Here is a 19,720-nt window from a genome sequence, read left to right as displayed (position 1 = left end):
GGCTGAGGCACACCTTATGAATATCCTGGTAGTCGAAGACGAACCCAAGGCAGGCAACTACCTGCTGAACGGCCTGCAGGAATTGGGGTACACCGTCAGCCTGGCGCGGGACGGCGTCGATGGTTTGCACCTGGCACTGGAACATTCGTTCGACGTGATCGTGCTGGACGTCATGATGCCAAAAATGGACGGCTGGGAAGTGCTGCGCCGCTTGCGCAAGGAAGCCGATACACCGGTGTTGTTCCTGACCGCGCGCGATGACATCGCCGACCGGATCAAGGGCCTGGAACTGGGCGCCGACGATTACTTGATCAAACCCTTCTCTTTTGCCGAACTGGTCGCACGTCTGCGCACGCTGACCCGCCGCGGCCCCACCCGCGAAGAAGAACAACTGCACATCGACGACTTGCAGATCGACGTGCTCAAGCGCCGCATTACACGAGCCGGGGTGCGCATCACGCTGACCAACAAGGAATTCGCCCTGCTGCACTTGTTCGCCACTCACCAAGGCGAAGTGTTGTCGCGCTCGATGATCGCCTCCCGGGTCTGGGACATGAATTTCGACAGCGACACCAATGTCGTCGATGTTGCGATCCGCCGGTTGCGGTTGAAAATCGATGACCCGTACCAGCTGAAGTTGATCCACAGCGTGCGTGGGATTGGCTACCGCTTCGATACCCAGCCATGACCCGCCTTCGTCATTCCTTGACCCTGCGCCTGGCGCTGGTATTTGCCCTGCTCGCCTTTGTCTCGCTGGCCTTGCTGGGCGTGGCGCTGTACCACGACCTGGAACGTGAACTGATCCGCCGTGACGACGCCGCGCTCATCAATCGCATCGACCAATTGCGCACGTTCCTCAACGACAGCAATACCCTGGAGCTGATCAAAACCAAACCGGCGCTGTTCCAGAACATGCTGGGTAATCGCGAGGCCCTGCTCGCCATCGGCGCTGCGGGGCAAAAGCCGTTGCTGGAGGTGAACCCCGGCAACCTGGCCATGCCGTCACTGGCGCCTGTTTCGATGGACCATCCGCTGACGCTCGCCGACGTGCAGCACTTTCCCAGCGTAAACGGCGTGCCCTTCGCGGCGCTGGCGGCAACCATCGATTCTGGCGATCTGGGCAGCTTGCAAGTGGTCACTGGCCGCTTGATGACCGAGCGCACCGCCGTGCTCGCCGACTACCGTCTCAACGTTTATCTGTTCGCCAGCGTGGCAGCGATTCTGTTGGCGCTGTCTGGTTATCTGCTGGTGCACCGTGGCTTGCTGCCACTGCGTCGCCTGGCCCGGCACGCTCACGGCATCGGCGTCGGCAACCTGACCGAGCGCCTCGACAGCCGCGACGCGCCAAGGGAAGTCCTGCCGATGATCGAGGCGTTCAATTCGATGCTCGACCGCTTGGGCAAAGGCTTTGTGCAGTTGGGTCAGGTGTCGACTGACATGGCTCATGAATTGCGTACACCCATCAACAACCTGCTGGGTGAAACCCAGGTCGCGCTCCAGCAAAACCGCAGCGTAGAAGCGTATCAGCAGTTGCTGGCGTCAAACGTCGAGGAGCTGGAGCGCTTGGCCCGCATGCTCGACAACATGTTGTTTTTGGCCCGCACCGACCCGTCCAGCGCCATGAGTCAGCGCCAGGAACTGGATGCCGCCGATGAAATGGAGCGCATTGCAGATTACTTCGAAGGCCCGGCGGCCGACGTCGGGATCCGCATCGATGCGCGCGGCAGCGGATTGATCTGGGCCGAGCCCATGCTGCTGCGCCGCGCCTTGGCCAACCTCTGCGCCAACGCCATCAAATACGGCGCGCCGCATTCCGAACTGCTGATTCGCGCCACACCCACTGCCGACGGAATCCGCCTGCAAGTGCACAACCATGGCCAGACCATTGCCGCCGAACACTTGCCCAAATTGTTCGAGCGGTTTTATCGCGTTGATCCTTCACGCGAACGCTCAGCCAGCTCAAATGGCCTGGGCCTGTCTATCGTGGCAACCATCATGCAACTGCATAACGGTGCCTACAGCGCCCGCAGCAGCGACGGCGTGACCTGCTTCGAACTGTTTTTCCCGGCCCGCCAGCGTGGTGACTAACCGTTGCCCATGGCGACTCCGGAATCGCCATCGCTGGCAAGCCAGACTCCTACAGGTCGGCGGTGAATGCCGAGATTGATAGCGCTAACGCAAATCCGTAGGAAACCGGCTTGCCGGTGATGGCGACTTCACAGTCAACATCGCCGGCTCTGACACACCCTCGCCCGCCACAATAGTTTCCCAGCAGTTAAAAAACTTTCACAAACCTCTAGACGCGCTGGCGTCATTCCCCTTATAAAGCCACCAACAGGAATATTTTATTCCCCATAAGAAATACGCCCAAGGATGAGGCGTGCCGTTTACTGCGTTTTTTTCGCCCTGCGATGAGCTGCCGCTATCTTCCCGAGGACGTGTCATGCAACACGAAAAAAACCATTTCATCATCAAAGTCACCTGCCCGGCGGTGTCCGGCATTGTCGCAGCGGTCACCACTTATCTGGCGGACAACGGTTGCTACATCGGGGAGATGGCGCAGTTCGATGACGACTTCAGTGGCCGGTTCTTCATGCGTGCGGTATTTCGCTTCAATGACGATTACCCAGGTGACATCCAGCACCTCAAGGACGGTTTCAGCGATGTCGCCAAAGCGTTTGACATGACCTGGGAGCTGCATGACACCCGCGAGCCAATGCGCGTAATGCTGATGGTCAGCAAGTACGACCACTGCCTCAGCGACCTGCTGTATCGCCACCACAAGGGCGAGATCGACATGACGATCACCGCCATTGTCTCCAACCACCTCGACTTGCGGCCCATGGCCGAGCGTGAAGGTATTCGCTTCATCTATTTGCCGGTAACCAAAGACACCAAGGCCCGCCAGGAAGCCGAACTGATGAAAATCGTCGACGACACCGGCACCGAACTGGTGGTGTTGGCGCGCTACATGCAAATCCTCTCCGACGACCTTTGCAAGCAACTATCAGGTCGCGCGATCAACATTCACCACTCGTTTTTGCCGGGGTTCAAGGGCGCGAAGCCCTATCACCAGGCGTACCAGCGCGGTGTGAAGTTGATTGGTGCCACCGCGCATTACGTGACCAGCGACCTCGACGAAGGCCCGATCATCGAACAGGAAGTGCAGCGCGTGGATCACGTCTACCTGCCCGACGACCTGGTCGCCACCGGGCGTGACACAGAGACCGTCGCCCTGTCGAAAGCGGTCAAATTTCACCTCGAACACCGGGTTTTCCTCAATCAGGACAGAACGGTGATTTTCCGGTGAACGCGCCCACATTGATCGATGGCAAAGCATGCGCCTCTCAGTTGTTGAAGCGGGTTCGCGAAGACGTGGACAGCCTGCGCGAGCGCGACATTCAACCGTCCCTTGCGGTGATTCTGGTGGGCAGTGACCCGGCCAGCCAGGTCTACGTGCGCAATAAGATTCTGCGCGCCGAAGAAGTGGGTATTCGCTCCATTGAACATCGGCTGTCGGCGGATATCAGCACCGAGCAATTGCTGATCCTGATCAATAGCCTGAATGCCGATCGCTCGATCCACGGCATTCTGCTGCAATTGCCTTTACCGGCCCATGTCGACGAATTACGTGCACTGCAAGCGATCAACCCGCAGAAGGACGTTGACGGTTTCCACAGTGAAAACGTCGGCGGCCTGAGCCAGGGCCGCGCAGTACTCGCGCCGTGTACGCCCAGCGGTTGCCTGTACTTGCTTAAGCAAACCTGCGGCGATTTGCGCGGCAAGCATGCGGTGGTCATCGGTCGATCAAACATTGTCGGCAAACCGATGGCTGCGCTGCTGCTGCAGGCCGATTGCTCGGTCACCGTGCTGCACTCGCGCAGCCCGAACCCACAGGCGCTGTGCCGGCAGGCCGACATCGTGATTGTTGCTGTCGGCCAGCCACGCCTGATCGATGCCAACTGGCTCAAACCCGGCGCGGTGGTAATCGACGTCGGGATCAATCGCATTGACGACGATGGCCGCAGTCGCCTGGTGGGCGATGTCGACTTCGACAGTGCGCTGACCCAGGTCAGTGCGATTACCCCGGTGCCCGGCGGTGTCGGGCCGATGACCATTGCCTTCCTGATGAAAAACACCGTGACCGCCGCCCTTAACCAACACCTGGCCCAACGCAGCCAATCGGAGGCCGTATGCCATTCAATCTACTGAAGTACGGGCTGAGTTCGGAGTACCCGGTCGAGGTCGATTTACCACCGCCCAAGGAACTCAAGCCAAGCTATGACGTGGTGATCATCGGTGCCGGGGGCCATGGACTGGCCACCGCCTATTACCTGGCCAAGTACCACGGCATCACTAACATCGCCGTGCTCGAAAAGTCGTACCTGGGCGGCGGTAATACTGCACGCAACACGGCAGTGATTCGCTCCAACTACCTGACCAGTGAAGGCGTGCGTTTTTACGCCGAGTCGGTGCGGATGTTCGAGTCGCTGTCCAACGAATTCGATTTCAACATCATGTACTCGCAGCGCGGCCAATTGACGCTGGCGCATACCGACGCCACCGTGCGTTCGTTCCGCCAGCGAGCGGAAGTCAACAAGCACTTTGGCGGGCGCACCGAGATGATCGACCGCCAGCAAATTCGTGAACTGGTGCCCAGCCTCAACCTCGACCCCGGCCATTTACCGGTGATCGCGGGGCTCTGGCACATCGACGGCGCCACCGCGCGCCACGATGCCGTGGCCTGGGGTTATGCCAAGCAGGCTGCCAAACGCGGCGTGGAAATTCATCAACTCACCGAAGTGCAAGACCTGGTGATCGAAAACGGCGCCATCACGGCGGTAAAAACCAATCGCGGCACCATCCAATGCGGGTGCGCGGTGCAGGCGATTGCCGGTCATAGCTCATTGATGATGGCGAAGGCCGGCATTCGTTCGCCGATCCAGACCTTCCCTTTGCAAGCGATGGTCACCCAGCCGTTCAAACCGTTCCTGGACCCGTTGGTCAGCTCCTCCGCCCTGCACTGCTACGTGCAGCAAACCAGCCGTGGCGAAGTGGTGTTTGGCGGCGGGTCCGATCCGTATCCCTTGTTCAATACCCGCTCGACCATGGAGTTGAAGGAAAGCCTACTGGCCCACGCCATCGAAATGTTCCCGTTCCTGGCCAACGCCAAACTGATGCGGCAATGGGCCGGTATCACCGACATGACACCGGACTACAGCCCGATCATGGGCCTGTCGCCGGTCAAGAATTACTACCTCGACGCCGGTTGGGGAACCTGGGGGTTCAAAGCCACGCCAATCTGCGGCAAGACCATGGCCGAGTTGGTCGCCAGCGGCGGCAAGGTGCCGGACCTGATCAAGCCATTTGCGCTTGAGCGATTCTCGACCTTCCAGCAAGTCAACGAAATGGGCGCCACAGCGGCCAGCCACTGACGGAGAGCGAACAATGAAAATCATGATTTGCCCGCTCAACGGGCCGCGCAACATCAGCGAATTCACCTACGGCGGCGAGTTCAAGACCATGCCTGACCCCCTCAATTGCAGCGACGCCGAATGGGCCGACTACGTGTTCAACACCGAAAACCGGGCCGGCGTGGTTCGTGAATGGTGGATGCACACGCCCTCCAGCTATTGGTTTCTGGCCGAGCGTCACACCGTTACCGATGAAGTTCTGCGCACGTTCGACCCCAAAGAACTGTTCACCACCCGTGTCCAATTCAGTGCCGCCAAGGAGATCGCAGGATGAACCGCCTACCCGCACCGATGGGCCTGCTGATCAACCGGGATCAGCCACTGGATTTCAGTTTCGATGGTGACCGCTATCAGGGCCTGCAAGGCGACAGTATCGCCAGCGCCTTGTTGGCCAACGGTCGCTTCCTGATCTCGCGCTCGTTCAAATACCACCGCCCACGCGGTCCGTTGACCATGGCTGGCCAGGATGCCAACAGCCTGGTGCAACTGCCCGAAGAACCGAACGTTTTGGCTGACGCGCACGCGTTGTCCCAGGGCTTGCGGGTCAGCGCTCAAAACGTCAACGGCTCGCTGGACCACGACCGTGATGCTTATCTGGGCAAGTTCTCCAAATTCATGCCGGTAGGCTTCTACTACCGTTCGTTTTACAAGCCCAAAGGCATGTGGAAAATCTGGGAGCCGATCATTCGCAAGAAGGCCGGCCTGGGTGTGCTCGACCTGACGTTCAAACCCGAGTACTACGACAAGGCCTACCTGTTCACCGACCTGGCGGTGATTGGCGCCGGTCCCGCTGGTTTGCACGCGGCGCTGACCGCCGCGAATGCCGGGGCCAAGGTGTTGCTGATCGAACAGCAATCGGTGCTGGGGGGGTCATTGACTTATGGCCGGTTCGACATTGAAGGCCAGCGCGCCGAAACCTTGCGCCGCGAACTGCTGACGGCTGTCACGCAACACGCCAATATCCGGATCCTCACCGAGGCAACCTGTAACGCCTGGTTTACCGATAACTACCTGCCGGTTATTCAGGGCAAGCGCCTGTACAAGGTTCGCGCCCGGCAATGCCTGGTGTGCAGCGGTTCGTTCGATCAACCGGTTATTTTCCGCAACAACGATTTGCCCGGCGTCATGCTCACCAGCGCCGCACAACGGCTGATGAAACTGTATGCGGTCAAGCCCGGCAAGCGCGCCGTGGTGCTGACGGGTAACGATGACGGTTACCTCGCGGCGCTCGATCTGCATGATCAGGGTGTCGAGGTGGCGGCCGTTGTCGACCTGCGCAACGGGCCGGCCGATACCGCCCTGTCAGGCGCACTGGCACAACGCAGCATTCGTTCATTGAGCAACAGCACTGTGTTTGAGGCCCTGCACGAAAAAGGCATGCGCCATGTCAGCGGTGTCGAGGTGCGCAAGATCACCGCACAAGGCCAGGTGGCCGAGAATGCCCTGCACTTCGACTGCGATTTGCTGTGCATGTCTGCCGGCTACATGCCGGTTTATCAACTGCTGTGCCAGGCCGGCGGCAAACTGGCGTACGACGATCAGCGTGCAGAGTTCACCCTCAGCGGCCTGCCGCAGAATCTGAGTGTCGCCGGCTCGGTCAATGGTCGGCACCAGCTCGACAACGTAATCGCCGACGGCGTGAACGCTGGTACTGAGGCCGCGCTTGCACTGGGGCTGACGGTTGGCGCGCAACGGGTTGCCTTCCACGGCGAGGCGCGGGTCAACTTCAACTGGCCGATTTTCCCGCACCCTAAAGGCAAGGACTTCGTCGACTTCGACGAGGATCTGCAAGTGGCCGACATCGTCAACGCGACCAGAATCGGCTATCGCGATGTACAACTGGTAAAGCGCTATTCGACGGTGGGCATGGGCCCGTCTCAGGGCCGTCACTCGGCGCTGCCCACTGCGCGACTGGTCGCTTGGGCAACCCAGCGCAACATCAGCGAAACCGGGGTGACCACGGCACGACCGCCGTTTGTGGCGGAAAAACTGGCGCATGTGGCGGGGCGTGCGTTCGACCCGTACCGGCAAACGCCGATGCACGCTCGCCACGTGCAAGCGGGCGCCAAAATGATGCCCGCCGGTATCTGGCAGCGCCCGGCGTATTACGGCAATGCCCACCAACGTGAAGCGTGCATGCAGGCCGAAGCGCTGCACGTGCGCAACAAGGTCGGCCTCATCGATGTCTCGACATTGGGGGGTCTGGACGTGCGCGGCCCGGACGCCGCCGAACTGCTGAACCGCATGTACACCTTTGCCTTCATGAAACAACCGATCGGCCGCTCGCGTTATGCGTTGATGACCGACGAACATGGCGTGGTGATCGACGACGGGGTTTGCGCGCGGTTTGCCGAGCATCACTTCTACGTCACCGCCACCACCAGCGGCGTTGATCGCATCTACCAGCAAATGCTCAAGTGGAACGCACAGTGGCGCCTGGACGTCGATGTCGCCAACGTCACCGCCGCGATCTGCGCAGTAAACGTGGCCGGGCCGGATTCGCGCAAGGTACTGGAACAGCTCTGCACCGACCTCGACTTGAGCGCCGCCGCGTTCCCTTATCTGGGCGTTCGCCAAGGCACCGTGGCCGGGATCAAGGCTCGTTTGCTGCGTGTTGGTTTTGTCGGTGAACTGGGGTATGAAATCCACGTCCCGGCACGCCACGGCGTCACACTGTGGGACGCATTGGTCGAAGCCGGCAAGGCGTTTGACATCCGCCCGTTCGGGGTCGAAACCCAGCGCTTGCTAAGGCTGGAAAAAGGCCACGTGATTATCAGCCAGGACACCGACGGCATGACCCATCCGGCAGAAATCGACATGGGTTGGGCGGTCAGCCGCACCAAGCCGTTTTTCGTCGGCCGGCGCTCAGTGGATATCCTCGAAGCGCAACCGCTGAAACGCAAACTCGTGGGTTTCAGCCTGCCCAAGGGCAGCGTGCAACCCCTGGAAGGCCACCTCGTGCTGAACGGTGCAGACATCAGCGGCAACGTCACTTCCTGCGAGTACTCCGCGTCGCTGAACAAAATAATCGGTCTGGCCTATGCCGGCATCGACCAAAGTACGCCGGGGCAACGGATTCCGATCCGCGTCGAAGGCGGCATCGTGGTCCACGCCGAAGTGGTCAAGTTGCCGTTCTTCGATCCCGACAATCAGCGTCAGGAGCTTTAAGCCATGACCAGCCTCAACGAACAACACCTGACTCAACCGCATGCCTTGGCCTCGTTGCCACGCTGCAGCCTGACTGATTTGACTGACCTGCCACGGGTTGGGTTTCGCGGCGCGCACAGCGCCGACTACCTGCGTGGCCGCCACTTTGCACTGCCGGATGCGCCCAACCGCGCCGTCGCTCAAGTGGATGGCAGCTGCGTGGCAAGGCTGTCACAAACCGAGTATTTGTTGCTCGGCAGTGTCGACGATCAGGGCCAACGAATAGCCGATGAAGAAGCGCGCTGGGAGCTTGATCACCAGGCCAATTACCTGCTGCCGCGTCAGGACAGCCACGCCTGTTTTCAACTGACGGGCGAGCACCTGAGCGAGGTGATGGCCAAGTTGTGCGGTGTCGACCTGAGCCCTTCGGCATTCGGTACGGGCGCCGTGGCACAAACCTCGGCGGCACGGATCAACGTGATTGTGATCAACTCCGGCACCGCGCAACAGGCCCGTTTGCACATCCTTTGCGACTTGGCATCGAAAGCTTATTTTCGGGGCGCGTTGCTCGACGCCCTGCAGGAGTTCAACGGTTGAACGCTCCGCGTCCTCCGGTCAAAGGGAGGGCGCGGCAGTCAGCGGCTTGTTCAATTCGCCAATCTTTTCCAGTCGGGCCCGCACGATGTTGCGGCTGATGTTCAGCAAGCGACCGGTCTGTAGCTGATTGCCGTGGCAATAACGGTACGCAGCCCGGAAAATGGTCTCTTCGATGTGTTCGTAGAGGTCCGGAATGTTCTGCTCGAACAGCGCATTGAGCGCCGATTCCAGGTCCACCGGGCCGGCCACCACAGACTGTGGGTGGGCGGCCTGCTCCTGACGAATGCCGGATGAGCGCATGTCCACCAGGTGCAAATCCCCCGGCGCAACGCGCTGATTACGGCACACCAGCAAGGCATGGTGAATGGAGTTTTCCAGTTCGCGGATGTTGCCCGGCCAACTGTGCTCCAGCAACTTGCGCTCGGCTTCGATGCTGAGTGTCGCGCGGTTATAGCCCAGGCGTTGGCAGTGTTCTTCGAGAAAAAACTCCGCCAGCGGCAGGATGTCGCCTGGCCGCTCACGCAGCGGTGGCAGGCGAATGGTGGCGACGTGCAAGCGGTAGAACAAATCCTCACGAAAATGCCCGGCGACCACCGCATCCGCCAGATTGACGTTGGTTGCGGCCACCAGCCGCACGTTGATCGGGATCGGTGTGCGTGACCCCAGACGCACCACTTCGCGTTCCTGCAATACGCGCAGTAATTTGACCTGCATGTTCAGCGGCAGATCACCGATCTCATCCAGAAACAGCGTGCCGCCATTGGCGGCTTCAAACCACCCGGCCTTATTCGTGGTCGCGCCGGTGAAAGCGCCTTTTTCGTGGCCGAACAATTCGCTTTCCACCAACGTTTCAGCGAAGGCACCGCAGTTCACCGCCACAAAGGGTTCGTGTCCGCGGCGGCTGAGTTTGTGAATGTGTCGCGCCACTAGTTCCTTGCCGGTGCCGGTTTCACCAATGATCAAAGTGTTGGCTTCACTGGGCGCCAGGCGCTCGATGCGGCTAAGCAGTTCCTGGGAACGCGGGTCCTTGAACACCAGTACGGTGGCTCGCACCGATTTGGTCAATTCGCGAGCGTGTGGATGAGTGATCAGCGACATGGTGCATTCCTGGCAATAAAAGCGCGTGCTCAATAGTGCATGAAGTTATTTAGACTAAAAAAGTCTAAATTAGTATGTACATATTCCTACATTGAATATGCGTTGCAATTGCGCCTGCCTTGCTGCTGGAGCAGCAATGACCACGCACCTGCCTGCTTGCCCATCAACACCCTATCCGCTTCAAGGTCTTCGACCTGAAACCTGAAAGCCCCGCCCCACAAGCCCTGCAGCCTGTTTTCAGTGCTGTGGCATGCAATCTGCTCTCTCCCTTGCATCACCGCGTTTACCCGCAATGGAATTTTTAGGGAGATTTCAATGAATCGTTTCTGGCGCAACAGCCTGGTCGCATTGACCGGCCTCCTGCTCAGCGCCACCGCGCTGGCCGAACAGGCACCGACGTCGGTAAAAATCGCCATCGTCGCCTTTACGCAAGGTGGCAAACCGGTATTCGGCGGGATCGCCGGGAGGGTCATCGAGGACGGCTGGCTCGAACAACAGCTGAGCCAGCGCGGGGTCAAACTGGAGTGGATCGCCCTGCCGCATGCCGGCGCCGGTCCGCAGATCAACGAAGGCTTCAGCAACAACAGCATCGACTTCGCCGTACGCGGTGACCTGCCCTCGGTGATCGCCGGGGCCGGTGGCGTGCCGGGCAAACTGATCGTGCCCGGTGGCAGCGGCAACAATATCTACCTGGTAGTGCCGGCAAGCTCCAGCGCCAACAGCATCGAAGACCTCAAGGGTAAACGCCTGGCCCTGCATCGCGGGCGTCCGTGGGAGTTCGCTTTCAGCAACTTCCTCGCCAGCAAAGGCTTGACCCTCGACGATTTCAAGATCGCCAACCTCAACCCGCAAGTCGGTGCGGCCGCAGTTTCTGCCGGCAAAGTCGACGCGGCGGTGTTGCTCAGTGAGGCCTACGCACTGGAAGACAAAGGCGTCGGCAAAATCATCTGGTCAACCAAACAAGGTGCCAATGACTGGCGACTGATCTCCGACTTGTGGGGCACCGACAGTTTTGTGCAGCAGCACCCGGACATCACCCAGTTGCTGGCCACGGCCTGGATCAAGGCTGCGTGGTGGATCTCCCAGGAACAGAACAAGGATGCCTACTACCAACTCTCTTCGCGCGCCGGCACGGCCGAAAGCGTTTTGCGTCGCGACGACCAGAACGATCCCGTGGCCTGGAAAGACCGCTGGGCGCCAAAAAGCGATCAACAACTCAAGGCCCATTACCAGGCACTGACCGCGTATGCCCTGGCCAACCATTTGATTCGCGATAACTACGACATCTCCCCATCGTTGGCCACCGGTTTCACCAACCAGGCGCTGATCGATTTGAAACTTACCGATTACTGGCCTGCCCTGCGTGGCCAGGTCAGCAACAATCCATGAATAGGGACATCCTGATGAAACTGCCGCAAAAATGTGTGTTTGGCTTAAGCGTACTGGCGTTGTCGATGAGTGCCTTGGCCGCCGGTGTGCATGCGCCAAAACCCGACCCACAGCAAGGTGACGGCCGCGTCTCGGCGTTCTATACCTGGCAAGAGGTGATCCCAGCTACGCCGGGCAAACTGCTGCGCAGCGAGCCACTGGAAAAAACCCTGAGCTTGCCGAACGCCGCCAGTGCGAAACGGATTCTCTACACGTCCACCGACGGTATCGACAACAAGACGCCGATCGTGGTGTCAGGCACGTTGTTTTTGCCAAAAGGCACAGCACCTGCCGGTGGCTGGCCGGTTGCAAGTTGGGGCCATGGCACTGTCGGTATCGCCGATGTGTGCGCGCCATCCTGGCAGGGGCGCTCATACCGAGACGTGCAATACCTCAGCCGCTGGCTGGATGAAGGTTATGCCATCGTGGCCACCGACTATCAGGGCCTCGGTGTTCCGGGCGGTCATCCACTGCTGAATAATCGAATGGCTGCCTACGGCATTCTCGATGCCGCCAAAGCCGTGATCGCCGGCGTTCCGGGGCTGGCCAACAAAGTGCTGATTATCGGCCAGTCGCAAGGTGGCGCGGGCGCTTTCGCCTCGGCAGCTTATGCCCCGACGTATGCACCGGGCCTGGGTGTCAAAGGCAGCATCGGGACCGGTGTGATCTACACCGTCGGCGCGAAAAATGTCGGTGAACAGGACGAAAATAAAGTCGACGCCTCGCTCGCCTACGGTTTTTACACCCTGCTGGCGGCACAACAGTATGACCCGAGCATCAACCCCAAGGACTTCTACACCGACAAGGCACTGCCCCTGTTCGAACAGGCCCGCACCAGTTGCCTCGCCTCGTTGGTCAGCGATGTGATCGGCGTCGGCCTGACGCCGGCCAACGCCAAAAAAGACTACAAGGGCAATCAACTGGCGGCGTGGCAAAAACAAGTGTCGTACCCGACCTTGAAACTCGCCCAGCCGATTTTCATCGGCACCGGTGCTGAAGATAAAACCCCGGCGGCCTCGACCCAAGTTGCGTTGATGCAGGACGCCTGCAAAACCGGGTCGGTGGTTGAAGGCCATCTGTACAAAGGCCTCGGCCACAGCGAGACGGTCAACGCGTCACTCAAGGACTCGGTGCCGTTTGCGCACAAAGTCATCAATGACCAACCCATCATCCCGATCTGCAGCCCTAGCGTGCAGTAAGCCGGAGCACTCGATATGAGCATTGAGTTTTTCACCCGCCTGCCGCTGCATGGCGAAACCCAGTTCCTGCCCGGCGACCCGCGCAATCGGGGTGACTGGCACCGTGGCGGGCCGAGCACTGGCGCGGTCTCGGCCTTCAGCGTGGGCGATCATTTCACCTACATCGACTACCTCGGGCAGATCGCCAAGGCCGCGGAAATCAACGGCTTCGGTGGAGCGCTGATGGTCAACGCGCCGTCCGGTGAAGAACCGTGGACCGTTTGCTCGCTGCTGGCCCGGGAAACCCGCACGCTGAAATTCGTCACCGCATTCCAGCCTTATCACTACACGCCGTGGGTGGCGGTGCAGCAGGCGGCGACCTATCAGCGCGCCACTGGCAATCGGCTGGTCTGGAACATCATCAATGGCGGCTCGGACGCCATACAGCGCCAGGTCGGTGACTTCAGCGATCATGATGAACGCTACGAGCGCGCCATCGAATTCATGGACGTGGTCAAGGGCTATTGGCACAACGAGAACTTCCATTACGACGGTACTTTCTACAAAGCCGAAGGAGGCGGTTTGCGCGGTCCGTTGAAGAAAGCCGAGCTGCCGCTGATCTGCACCGCAGGTTCGTCGATTCCCGCCCGTGAGTTCGCCGCCAAACACGCGGATTTCTACCTGATGCGCGCCGAGCATCCGGACGAGATTGCAGCGCTGATCGCCGACATCCGCGAACGCGCACTGAAGCACGGGCGCAGCGACATTCGTTTCGGCCTGTCAATCGACGTGATCACCCGCGAAACCGAAGAACTGGCGCGCACTGAAGCCAAGCGTTTCTTCGATGAGGGCATTGCCAAAGGTGCAGTCAAAGCCGTGGCAGCGCACGCCGGGCTGCGCACCGCACGCAAGCTCAGCTATGAAAGCGAATTCGCGCAGAAAACCGAAACCCAGAGTTTCGACGATTTCTTCATCCACCCCAACGTCTGGACCGGGTTCGGCTACATCGGTATTCCGCCAGGTTGCGCGTTGGTCGGCAGCTACGAAAACGTCGTGGCGCGGATTCGTGAATACAACGATTTGGGCATCGACCTGTTCTTCCTCGCGGGCTACCCGCACCTGGAAGAAGCCTACCGTTTGGGCGAGCACATCCTGCCGCACTTTCGCAGCGAGCGCGCCGAGCTGAGTCGCACCCACCTGGCGCCGTTGGAACTGCGCTCCGCCAACGGTCCGGCCGGAGCCTGATGCCATGAGCGAAGATCATTCACTGTTCAGTCGCCGGGATTTTCTCGGCCACAGCGCACTGCTTGGCGGTGGCTTGTTGCTCGGCGGTGGCCTGCTGGCCGGGTGTGGCCAGGGCAGCGACAAACCGGCGACGGCAATTGCTGCCGACGATAACCAGCCACGGTATGGCGGACGCTTGCGCCTGGGCATTCTCGACGGCAATCAGAGCGGCAATCTTGACGCCCACAAACCAATTGGCAGCGGCATCGTTCGCGGCTTCGCGCTCTACAGCAAGCTGTGGGAATGGGACGAGCAGATGCAACCGCGCCTGGCGCTGGCCGAGTTTGCCGAACCAAACGCCGACGCCAGCAGCTGGACCCTGCGCTTGCGTCCGGGTCTTGAGTTCCACCATGGCAAAACCATCGATGCCGATGACCTGATCTTCTCCATCCGCCGCCTCACCGATCCACAACTGGCCTCGCCATATGCTGCGCTGCTGCATTGGGTGGACCGCGACAACCTGGTCAAACTTGATTCGCGCACCGTGCGCCTGAACTTCCGTGATGGCCGCAGCTACATGCCGCTGGCAGAAACCTGGGTCAATTTTGGCGGCATCGTGCCGGTCGACTATCACCCGGTCACCAACCCGGTCGGCGCGGGCCCGTACAAACTGAAAAGCTTCACCCCGGGCCAGCGCTCGTTGTTCACCCGCTTCGAGAATTACTACAAAGAAGGCAAACCCTACGCCGACGAACTGGAAATCATCGACTTCAAGGATCAGGTGTCACGCCTGGCCGCCTTGCGTTCCGGGCAGATCGACATGGCGAACGTCATGCCCACCGAACAACTGGAAGTGCTGCAGCGCGACCCGCGACTCAAGGTGCTCAAATCGGTGAGTGGTAACTGGCTGTCGTTTGACATGAACCTCGACAAGCCACCGTTCAACGACCCACGGGTTCGCGAGGCATTTCGCCTGTTGGCAGATCGTGAAGAGTTGGTGCGCCGGGCGCTCAATGGCCAGGGTCGCGTGGCTAACGACCTCTATGCACCGAGCGATCCAACCTTCAACCACGCGCTGGGGCCACGTCCACATGACCCGCAACGCGCGGCGCAACTGCTCAAGGATGCGGGCTATGAAAACCTTGAGCTGGAACTGGTGACCACACCGGGCCCGGGGCTGACCTCGGCACTGGTACTGGCTGAACAGGCCAAGCGCATCGGCGTGACGCTCAAGGTCAAGCAAGTGGACCTGGCCACGTTCCAGGGACCGCTGCGCAACGACTGGACACTCAGTACCGGGGGCAGCATCGGCGCACCGTTTCTGGCCAGTGCGATTCATACCGACGCGCCCTTCGCAGTGTCCAACAAGACCCACTTCAATGACCCGCAATTCAGCGAGCTGTTTCTTGCCGCCATGGCCCAGCCAGACCTGGAAAAGCGCAAGGCTCTGGTGCATCAGGTCCAGCAAATCCAGTACGAGCGCGGCGGCATGTTGATCTGGGGTTACGCCGACTTGCTCGACAGCGTGGCCAACCGGGTGGGCGGCGCAGCGGCAGAAGAGTCGCTGTTCAGTACCTGGCGCTTTGAAAAACTCTGGCTGAAAGACACCGCCTGACGTCAGCCCTGTGGAAGCCAGCCTGCTGGCTCCCCCAGTTCCACTGCAGTGCACAAAAAATCATTTTTCGAGGCTCATTTGCCATGCCCTCTATCGCCTTTCGTTTGCCTGTAAAACGCTCCGCCCTGGCCGTGGCGGTGATGTCGACCTTCGCGTTGCCGGCGTTCGCTGCAGACACGCAATTGCAAACCGTCACGGTTCAGGCCAGTGCCAGCGAGCCTGACGACAACGCGCTACCCACGCGGCCATCCGGCTCTGTCTATGGCGGTACTGAAACCAAGGTGATCGATACGCCGCGGTCGGTCACACAAGTCAACGCCGAACAACTGGCCAACGACTCAATCCGCAGCGCCGATGACTTGGTCAAATACGCGCCAGGCATTACCCGTGGTGGCGGTCAGAACGCCGGGATCGCTCCGCAGTTTCGCGCCCAGGGCTCTGAAGTATTCCAGGACGGGCAGCGTGCTTATGGCGTGCGCCACCCGGCAAACTTCAACGCCTATGAAGGGGCCGACATCGTCGCCGGCCCATCTTCGGTGACTTACGGTTCGGTGTCGGGCAGTGGCGGTTACGTCAATTATCTGAGTAAAAAACCGAACTTTACCGAGTTCAAAACCAAGCTCAGCGGCGAACTTGGCAGTTGGGTCCCGGACGGTGAATCGCGCGATTCAAGCAAATTCAGTGTCGACAATACCGGGCCGCTGACGGACAACCTCGCCTATCGGGTCAGCATCACCAAACAGCGCCAGGAGGACTTCTACGACAACGTCGACAATAACTTCGACGCGTTCTACGGCGCCCTGGCCTGGCGCAACGACAACGTGCGGGTCGACTGGAACGCCAGTTACGACAACTACTACGACTACAACATCACCCACGGGTGGAACCGCGCCAGCCAGGAACTGGTCGACAGCGGCAAGTACTACGCCGGGCGTGCAACGCCGATCATCCAGAATGGCAACACGTTATGGTCACCGGTGCTGGCCTCCGGCGCTGCCGATGCGCCGACGCTGGGCTGGGTTAAACGCCAGCGCAATGCCCAAGGGCAATATGGCGTGGTCGACGGCAGTTTTCAGACGGCCTCACCCAACACCCAAAGCAACCCCGGCAGCTTGCGCGGCTGGGTGTATGACCCAACGCTGGCCGGCAACGGCTTGACCTCGCTGTCGTCACAAACCGGCCAGCGCGCCGAGGACGAAAACAGCTCGCGGCGTTTTACAACGCAGCTGCGCGTGGAGGCAGACCTGACACCCAGCATCACCCTGGCCAACAACACTTTCTACCAACGCTCGAAAGACATGACCGATGCCGTCGGCTCTTTCCAGGTGCAGTCCAAGGACAACATCTTCGATAACCGCTTCGAATTCCGCTCGCGCAATGAAACACAACTGGGTGGCCTGACGCTGCGTGATGACAGCAATACCGGGCTGATCTACCGCCGTGAGTTCAACCAGTCGATCGCGGCCAACAACAACTTCGGGTCGACCATCAATGCCTACGATTTGACTCAGGATCCCTCCGGTAAAAATCCCGGCACGCTGTTGGGGCTGACCGGTTCCAATCCAGCGGGGGGTAACGCTGCATGGATCGGTCAACCGGGTGTGGCGCAATTCTCCAACTATTACGGTTGGCTGAATTTGCCAGCGATGTACCCCGCAGGTCACGGTTTGTACGCCGAATCGGTTGCGCCCTACACCGCCGAAAGCACGTGGACTACCCAGACTTTATTCAGCCAGCACAACTTGCGTTTTGGCGACCGCGTGGGCCTGAATATTGGCGCCAGTCGCAGCTGGATCGAAGCGGAAATTGATAACCCGTTTGTTTTGGCCGGCGGCAATCCGCGCAAAGACAGCGACAACTATCGGCTGTTTGCGTTTCAGGTCAGCCCGTATGTAAAACCCACCGAAAACAGCACGCTGTATTACACCTTCGATCGCTCGCTGGCGGTCAATACCGGGTTCTTCTCCAATGGCCTGGGTTGGGGCAGCGGCGCGGGTGCCAACCAGCTCAACCCGCTGGCGTTCCAGAGCCTGAGCGTACTGCACGAGGTCGGTTTGAAAGTCGAAGCCGTTCCCAATGAACTGTTCATGACACTGGCGGCTTTCAAGCAGGCGCGGGATCAGTCCCCCGACAGCAATAACAACATCGCGCGACTGGTGATCAAAGGCGTGGAATCGACCATTCGCTACCAACCGGATGATCATTTGCGCAGCGGCCTGAACCTCTCGAAACTCAGCGCCTATAACGAGTTCACCTCGCAGGCGGGCTTCGCTTCGGCCGGTTTCATTGCCGACAATGGCACGGTGTTCGGCGACAACAACAGCCTTAACCAACGGCCGTCCGGACGCTTCGATGCGGTGCAGATTCCCGAGTACACCGCCAGTGGCTACGTCGACTACCGCTTCGATTCAGGCTTCGGTGCCGAGTTGTCAGGTTGGTGGACCAGTAGCTGGTACCTGAACCTGAGCAAGACAGTAAAAATCCCCGACGAATACAACCTCGACCTGGCGCTGTATTACCGCCAACCGCAGTGGAGCACGACGTTGCGGGTACTCAACCTGACCAACGAACTGAATTTCGTCAGCGGTCTTGCCGGTTCCACCAATACCTTCCTGCAACCCATGCCTGGCCGCACGTTATTGGCCCAGGTGGATTACCAGTTTTAAGCCTGCGGCACGTCCGCTTAACGCTATCAGGAGTGTTTCGATGTCTATCGAATTTGTCGGCATGATTTTCCCCCGCCAGTGGTCCGAGACCCATGGCGTGCGCAGCCCGGATTTTGATCTGGATTTTATTCGCCACCACGCCCGCGCGCATGAGCATGCAGGCTTTGATCGAGTGCTGATCGCCAGCGGTCCCGGCAGCGCCGACAGCTTGCAGATCGCCGCTTACGCCGCCGCGCATACCGAGCGGTTGGGGTTCATGATTGCCCACCGGCCGGGTCTCACCGCGCCTACCGTCGCCGCGCGAGCGTTCGCCACGTTGGACCACATCACGGGCGGCGGGCGCATTCGCCTGCACGCCATCACCGGTATCACCGCCGAACCGCAGGAAGGTGACTTTCTGCTGGACAAGACCGAGCGCTACAAGCGCACCGATGAATACCTGGAGATCGTGCGCCGCACCTGGACAGCGCAAGAGCCTTTCGATTTTGCGGGGCAGTATTTCAATATCAAAGGTGCGTTTTCACCGGTCAAGCCGTTGCAACAACCACACATTCCGATTTCCTTTGGCGGGTCCTCCGACATCGCTTATCAGATCGCGGTCAAGCATGCGGACCTGTACGCCTTGTGGGGCGAACCCTTGAACGGGGTTGCCGAACAGATTGGCAAACTGCGGGCGGCGGCCAGTGCTGCGGGCGTGGATGCGCCACGGGTGAGCCTGTCGGTGCGTTTGATTTTGGGCGCTACCGAGGAACTTGCCTGGCAGCGTGCGGAGGAGATTCTGGCGCAGATCAAAGCCAATCCGCAGTTCGCCGCTGGCAGCCCTTGGCAAAAGCGTATCAAGGGCACAGGTTCCGAACGCCTGCTGGCTGCTGCCGCACGCGGTGATCGTCACGACCGTGCGCTGTGGATGCCTACCGCTACCGCTGTCGGTGCCTACGGCGACACCACCGCGCTGGTCGGCACCCCGGAAACCGTCGCCCAGGCCTTGCTGGATTACGTCGATTTGGGCGTCACCACCTTCCTCAATCGCGGCTACGACCCGCTATACGACACCGTCGATTACGGCCGCTGGATCATTCCCGCCGTGCGCGAAGAAGCCCGACGGCGCAAAGCACGCGTGGCGTAACAACATCCGCAGACGCCCTTCCTGGCATGCCGTCATTTATGGCGTTAACACAGCCCTGTGGGAAACCGGATTGCCGGTGATGGCGACTCCGAGGACGCCATCGCTGGCAAGCCAGACTCCTACGGTCCGTGGTGATCCCGGGGTTGATGCCCCGAATACAAATCCCG

General features: G+C 60.1%; 15 protein-coding genes. 14 read left to right on the top strand and 1 reads right to left on the bottom strand.

Going from position 1 to position 19,720, the window contains the following annotated elements; all coding sequences use genetic code 11:
• Positions 1-16: 16 nt before the first annotated feature.
• The 8 genes from ACQR3R_RS04265 to ACQR3R_RS04230 all read left to right on the top strand — a co-directional run bounded on the left by ACQR3R_RS04265 (position 17) and on the right by ACQR3R_RS04230 (position 9,218).
• On the top strand, positions 17-688 hold the full coding sequence (locus ACQR3R_RS04265) for a heavy metal response regulator transcription factor (protein ID WP_428270763.1): 672 nt from the start codon (positions 17-19) through the stop codon (positions 686-688).
• Positions 685-2,088: a heavy metal sensor histidine kinase gene (locus ACQR3R_RS04260; RefSeq protein ID WP_428270762.1), complete on the top strand. Its 1,404-nt coding sequence runs from the start codon at positions 685-687 to the stop codon at positions 2,086-2,088. The genes ACQR3R_RS04265 and ACQR3R_RS04260 overlap by 4 nt, the downstream gene beginning before the upstream one ends.
• A 355-nt stretch (positions 2,089-2,443) precedes the next feature.
• A complete protein-coding gene (purU, locus tag ACQR3R_RS04255; RefSeq protein WP_428270761.1) occupies positions 2,444-3,310 on the top strand; it encodes a formyltetrahydrofolate deformylase in 867 nt (288 codons plus the stop codon).
• Positions 3,307-4,212 (top strand): bifunctional methylenetetrahydrofolate dehydrogenase/methenyltetrahydrofolate cyclohydrolase FolD, encoded by a 906-nt coding sequence (folD, locus tag ACQR3R_RS04250; RefSeq protein ID WP_428270760.1) that lies wholly within the window; start codon positions 3,307-3,309, stop codon positions 4,210-4,212. Before purU ends, folD begins: the two co-directional genes overlap by 4 nt.
• On the top strand, positions 4,194-5,435 hold the full coding sequence (locus tag ACQR3R_RS04245) for an FAD-dependent oxidoreductase (protein WP_428270759.1): 1,242 nt from the start codon (positions 4,194-4,196) through the stop codon (positions 5,433-5,435). The genes folD and ACQR3R_RS04245 overlap by 19 nt, the downstream gene beginning before the upstream one ends.
• 13 nt (positions 5,436-5,448) lie before the next feature.
• Positions 5,449-5,748, top strand: a complete 300-nt coding sequence (locus ACQR3R_RS04240) for a sarcosine oxidase subunit delta (RefSeq protein WP_428270758.1) — start codon at positions 5,449-5,451, stop codon at positions 5,746-5,748.
• Positions 5,745-8,642 carry a 2Fe-2S iron-sulfur cluster-binding protein gene (locus ACQR3R_RS04235; protein ID WP_428270757.1) on the top strand — a complete coding sequence of 966 codons (2,898 nt, stop codon included), beginning with the start codon at positions 5,745-5,747 and terminating at the stop codon, positions 8,640-8,642. Before ACQR3R_RS04240 ends, ACQR3R_RS04235 begins: the two co-directional genes overlap by 4 nt.
• 3 nt (positions 8,643-8,645) lie before the next feature.
• A complete protein-coding gene (locus tag ACQR3R_RS04230) occupies positions 8,646-9,218 on the top strand; it encodes a sarcosine oxidase subunit gamma (RefSeq protein ID WP_428270756.1) in 573 nt (190 codons plus the stop codon).
• A gap of 18 nt (positions 9,219-9,236) precedes the next feature.
• On the opposite strand, the gene ACQR3R_RS04225 is transcribed toward ACQR3R_RS04230, so the two are convergent.
• On the bottom strand, positions 9,237-10,316 hold the full coding sequence (locus ACQR3R_RS04225; protein ID WP_428270755.1) for a sigma 54-interacting transcriptional regulator: 1,080 nt from the start codon (positions 10,314-10,316) through the stop codon (positions 9,237-9,239).
• A gap of 315 nt (positions 10,317-10,631) precedes the next feature.
• Between ACQR3R_RS04225 and ACQR3R_RS04220 the strand changes: the two genes are divergently transcribed.
• The 6 genes from ACQR3R_RS04220 (at position 10,632) to ACQR3R_RS04195 (ending at position 19,553) form a co-directional block, all read left to right on the top strand.
• The gene (locus ACQR3R_RS04220) at positions 10,632-11,705 is read left to right on the top strand and encodes an ABC transporter substrate-binding protein (protein WP_428270754.1); all 1,074 of its coding nucleotides are present in this window, start codon (positions 10,632-10,634) and stop codon (positions 11,703-11,705) included.
• 14 nt (positions 11,706-11,719) lie between these two features.
• Complete coding sequence (locus ACQR3R_RS04215; RefSeq protein WP_428270753.1) at positions 11,720-12,943, top strand: lipase family protein; 1,224 nt, start codon at positions 11,720-11,722, stop codon at positions 12,941-12,943.
• 15 nt (positions 12,944-12,958) lie between these two features.
• The gene (locus ACQR3R_RS04210; protein WP_428270752.1) at positions 12,959-14,167 is read left to right on the top strand and encodes an LLM class flavin-dependent oxidoreductase; all 1,209 of its coding nucleotides are present in this window, start codon (positions 12,959-12,961) and stop codon (positions 14,165-14,167) included.
• Between the two features lie 4 nt (positions 14,168-14,171).
• Entirely contained in the window at positions 14,172-15,761 is a 1,590-nt protein-coding gene (locus ACQR3R_RS04205; RefSeq protein WP_428270751.1) for an ABC transporter substrate-binding protein, read from the top strand.
• Between the two features lie 83 nt (positions 15,762-15,844).
• Positions 15,845-18,427, top strand: coding sequence for a TonB-dependent receptor plug domain-containing protein (locus ACQR3R_RS04200; protein ID WP_428270750.1), 2,583 nt, complete (start codon positions 15,845-15,847; stop codon positions 18,425-18,427).
• A gap of 40 nt (positions 18,428-18,467) precedes the next feature.
• Positions 18,468-19,553 carry an LLM class flavin-dependent oxidoreductase gene (locus tag ACQR3R_RS04195; protein ID WP_428270749.1) on the top strand — a complete coding sequence of 362 codons (1,086 nt, stop codon included), beginning with the start codon at positions 18,468-18,470 and terminating at the stop codon, positions 19,551-19,553.
• The last annotated feature ends 167 nt before the right edge of the window (positions 19,554-19,720 follow it).

It is taken from the genome of Gordonia sp. IEGM753 (genome assembly GCF_050321825.1).
GTDB lineage: Bacteria > Pseudomonadota > Gammaproteobacteria > Pseudomonadales > Pseudomonadaceae > Aquipseudomonas.
Note: the sequence above shows the minus strand (reverse complement) of the source record. Positions and strands in the feature narration are given on the sequence as shown.

Excerpts from the sequence above, each read along its gene's own strand:
- ACQR3R_RS04225 (WP_428270755.1), bottom strand. The coding sequence starts at position 10,316 with ATGTCGCTGATCACTCATCCACACGCTCGCGAATTGACCAAATCGGTG.
- ACQR3R_RS04245 (WP_428270759.1), top strand. The coding sequence starts at position 4,194 with ATGCCATTCAATCTACTGAAGTACGGGCTGAGTTCGGAGTACCCGGTC.
- ACQR3R_RS04205 (WP_428270751.1), top strand. The coding sequence starts at position 14,172 with ATGAGCGAAGATCATTCACTGTTCAGTCGCCGGGATTTTCTCGGCCAC.
- ACQR3R_RS04265 (WP_428270763.1), top strand. The coding sequence starts at position 17 with ATGAATATCCTGGTAGTCGAAGACGAACCCAAGGCAGGCAACTACCTG.
- ACQR3R_RS04230 (WP_428270756.1), top strand. The coding sequence starts at position 8,646 with ATGACCAGCCTCAACGAACAACACCTGACTCAACCGCATGCCTTGGCC.
- purU (WP_428270761.1), top strand. The coding sequence starts at position 2,444 with ATGCAACACGAAAAAAACCATTTCATCATCAAAGTCACCTGCCCGGCG.
- ACQR3R_RS04195 (WP_428270749.1), top strand. The coding sequence starts at position 18,468 with ATGTCTATCGAATTTGTCGGCATGATTTTCCCCCGCCAGTGGTCCGAG.
- ACQR3R_RS04210 (WP_428270752.1), top strand. The coding sequence starts at position 12,959 with ATGAGCATTGAGTTTTTCACCCGCCTGCCGCTGCATGGCGAAACCCAG.
- ACQR3R_RS04240 (WP_428270758.1), top strand. The coding sequence starts at position 5,449 with ATGAAAATCATGATTTGCCCGCTCAACGGGCCGCGCAACATCAGCGAA.
- ACQR3R_RS04235 (WP_428270757.1), top strand. The coding sequence starts at position 5,745 with ATGAACCGCCTACCCGCACCGATGGGCCTGCTGATCAACCGGGATCAG.
- ACQR3R_RS04200 (WP_428270750.1), top strand. The coding sequence starts at position 15,845 with ATGCCCTCTATCGCCTTTCGTTTGCCTGTAAAACGCTCCGCCCTGGCC.
- ACQR3R_RS04215 (WP_428270753.1), top strand. The coding sequence starts at position 11,720 with ATGAAACTGCCGCAAAAATGTGTGTTTGGCTTAAGCGTACTGGCGTTG.
- ACQR3R_RS04260 (WP_428270762.1), top strand. The coding sequence starts at position 685 with ATGACCCGCCTTCGTCATTCCTTGACCCTGCGCCTGGCGCTGGTATTT.
- ACQR3R_RS04220 (WP_428270754.1), top strand. The coding sequence starts at position 10,632 with ATGAATCGTTTCTGGCGCAACAGCCTGGTCGCATTGACCGGCCTCCTG.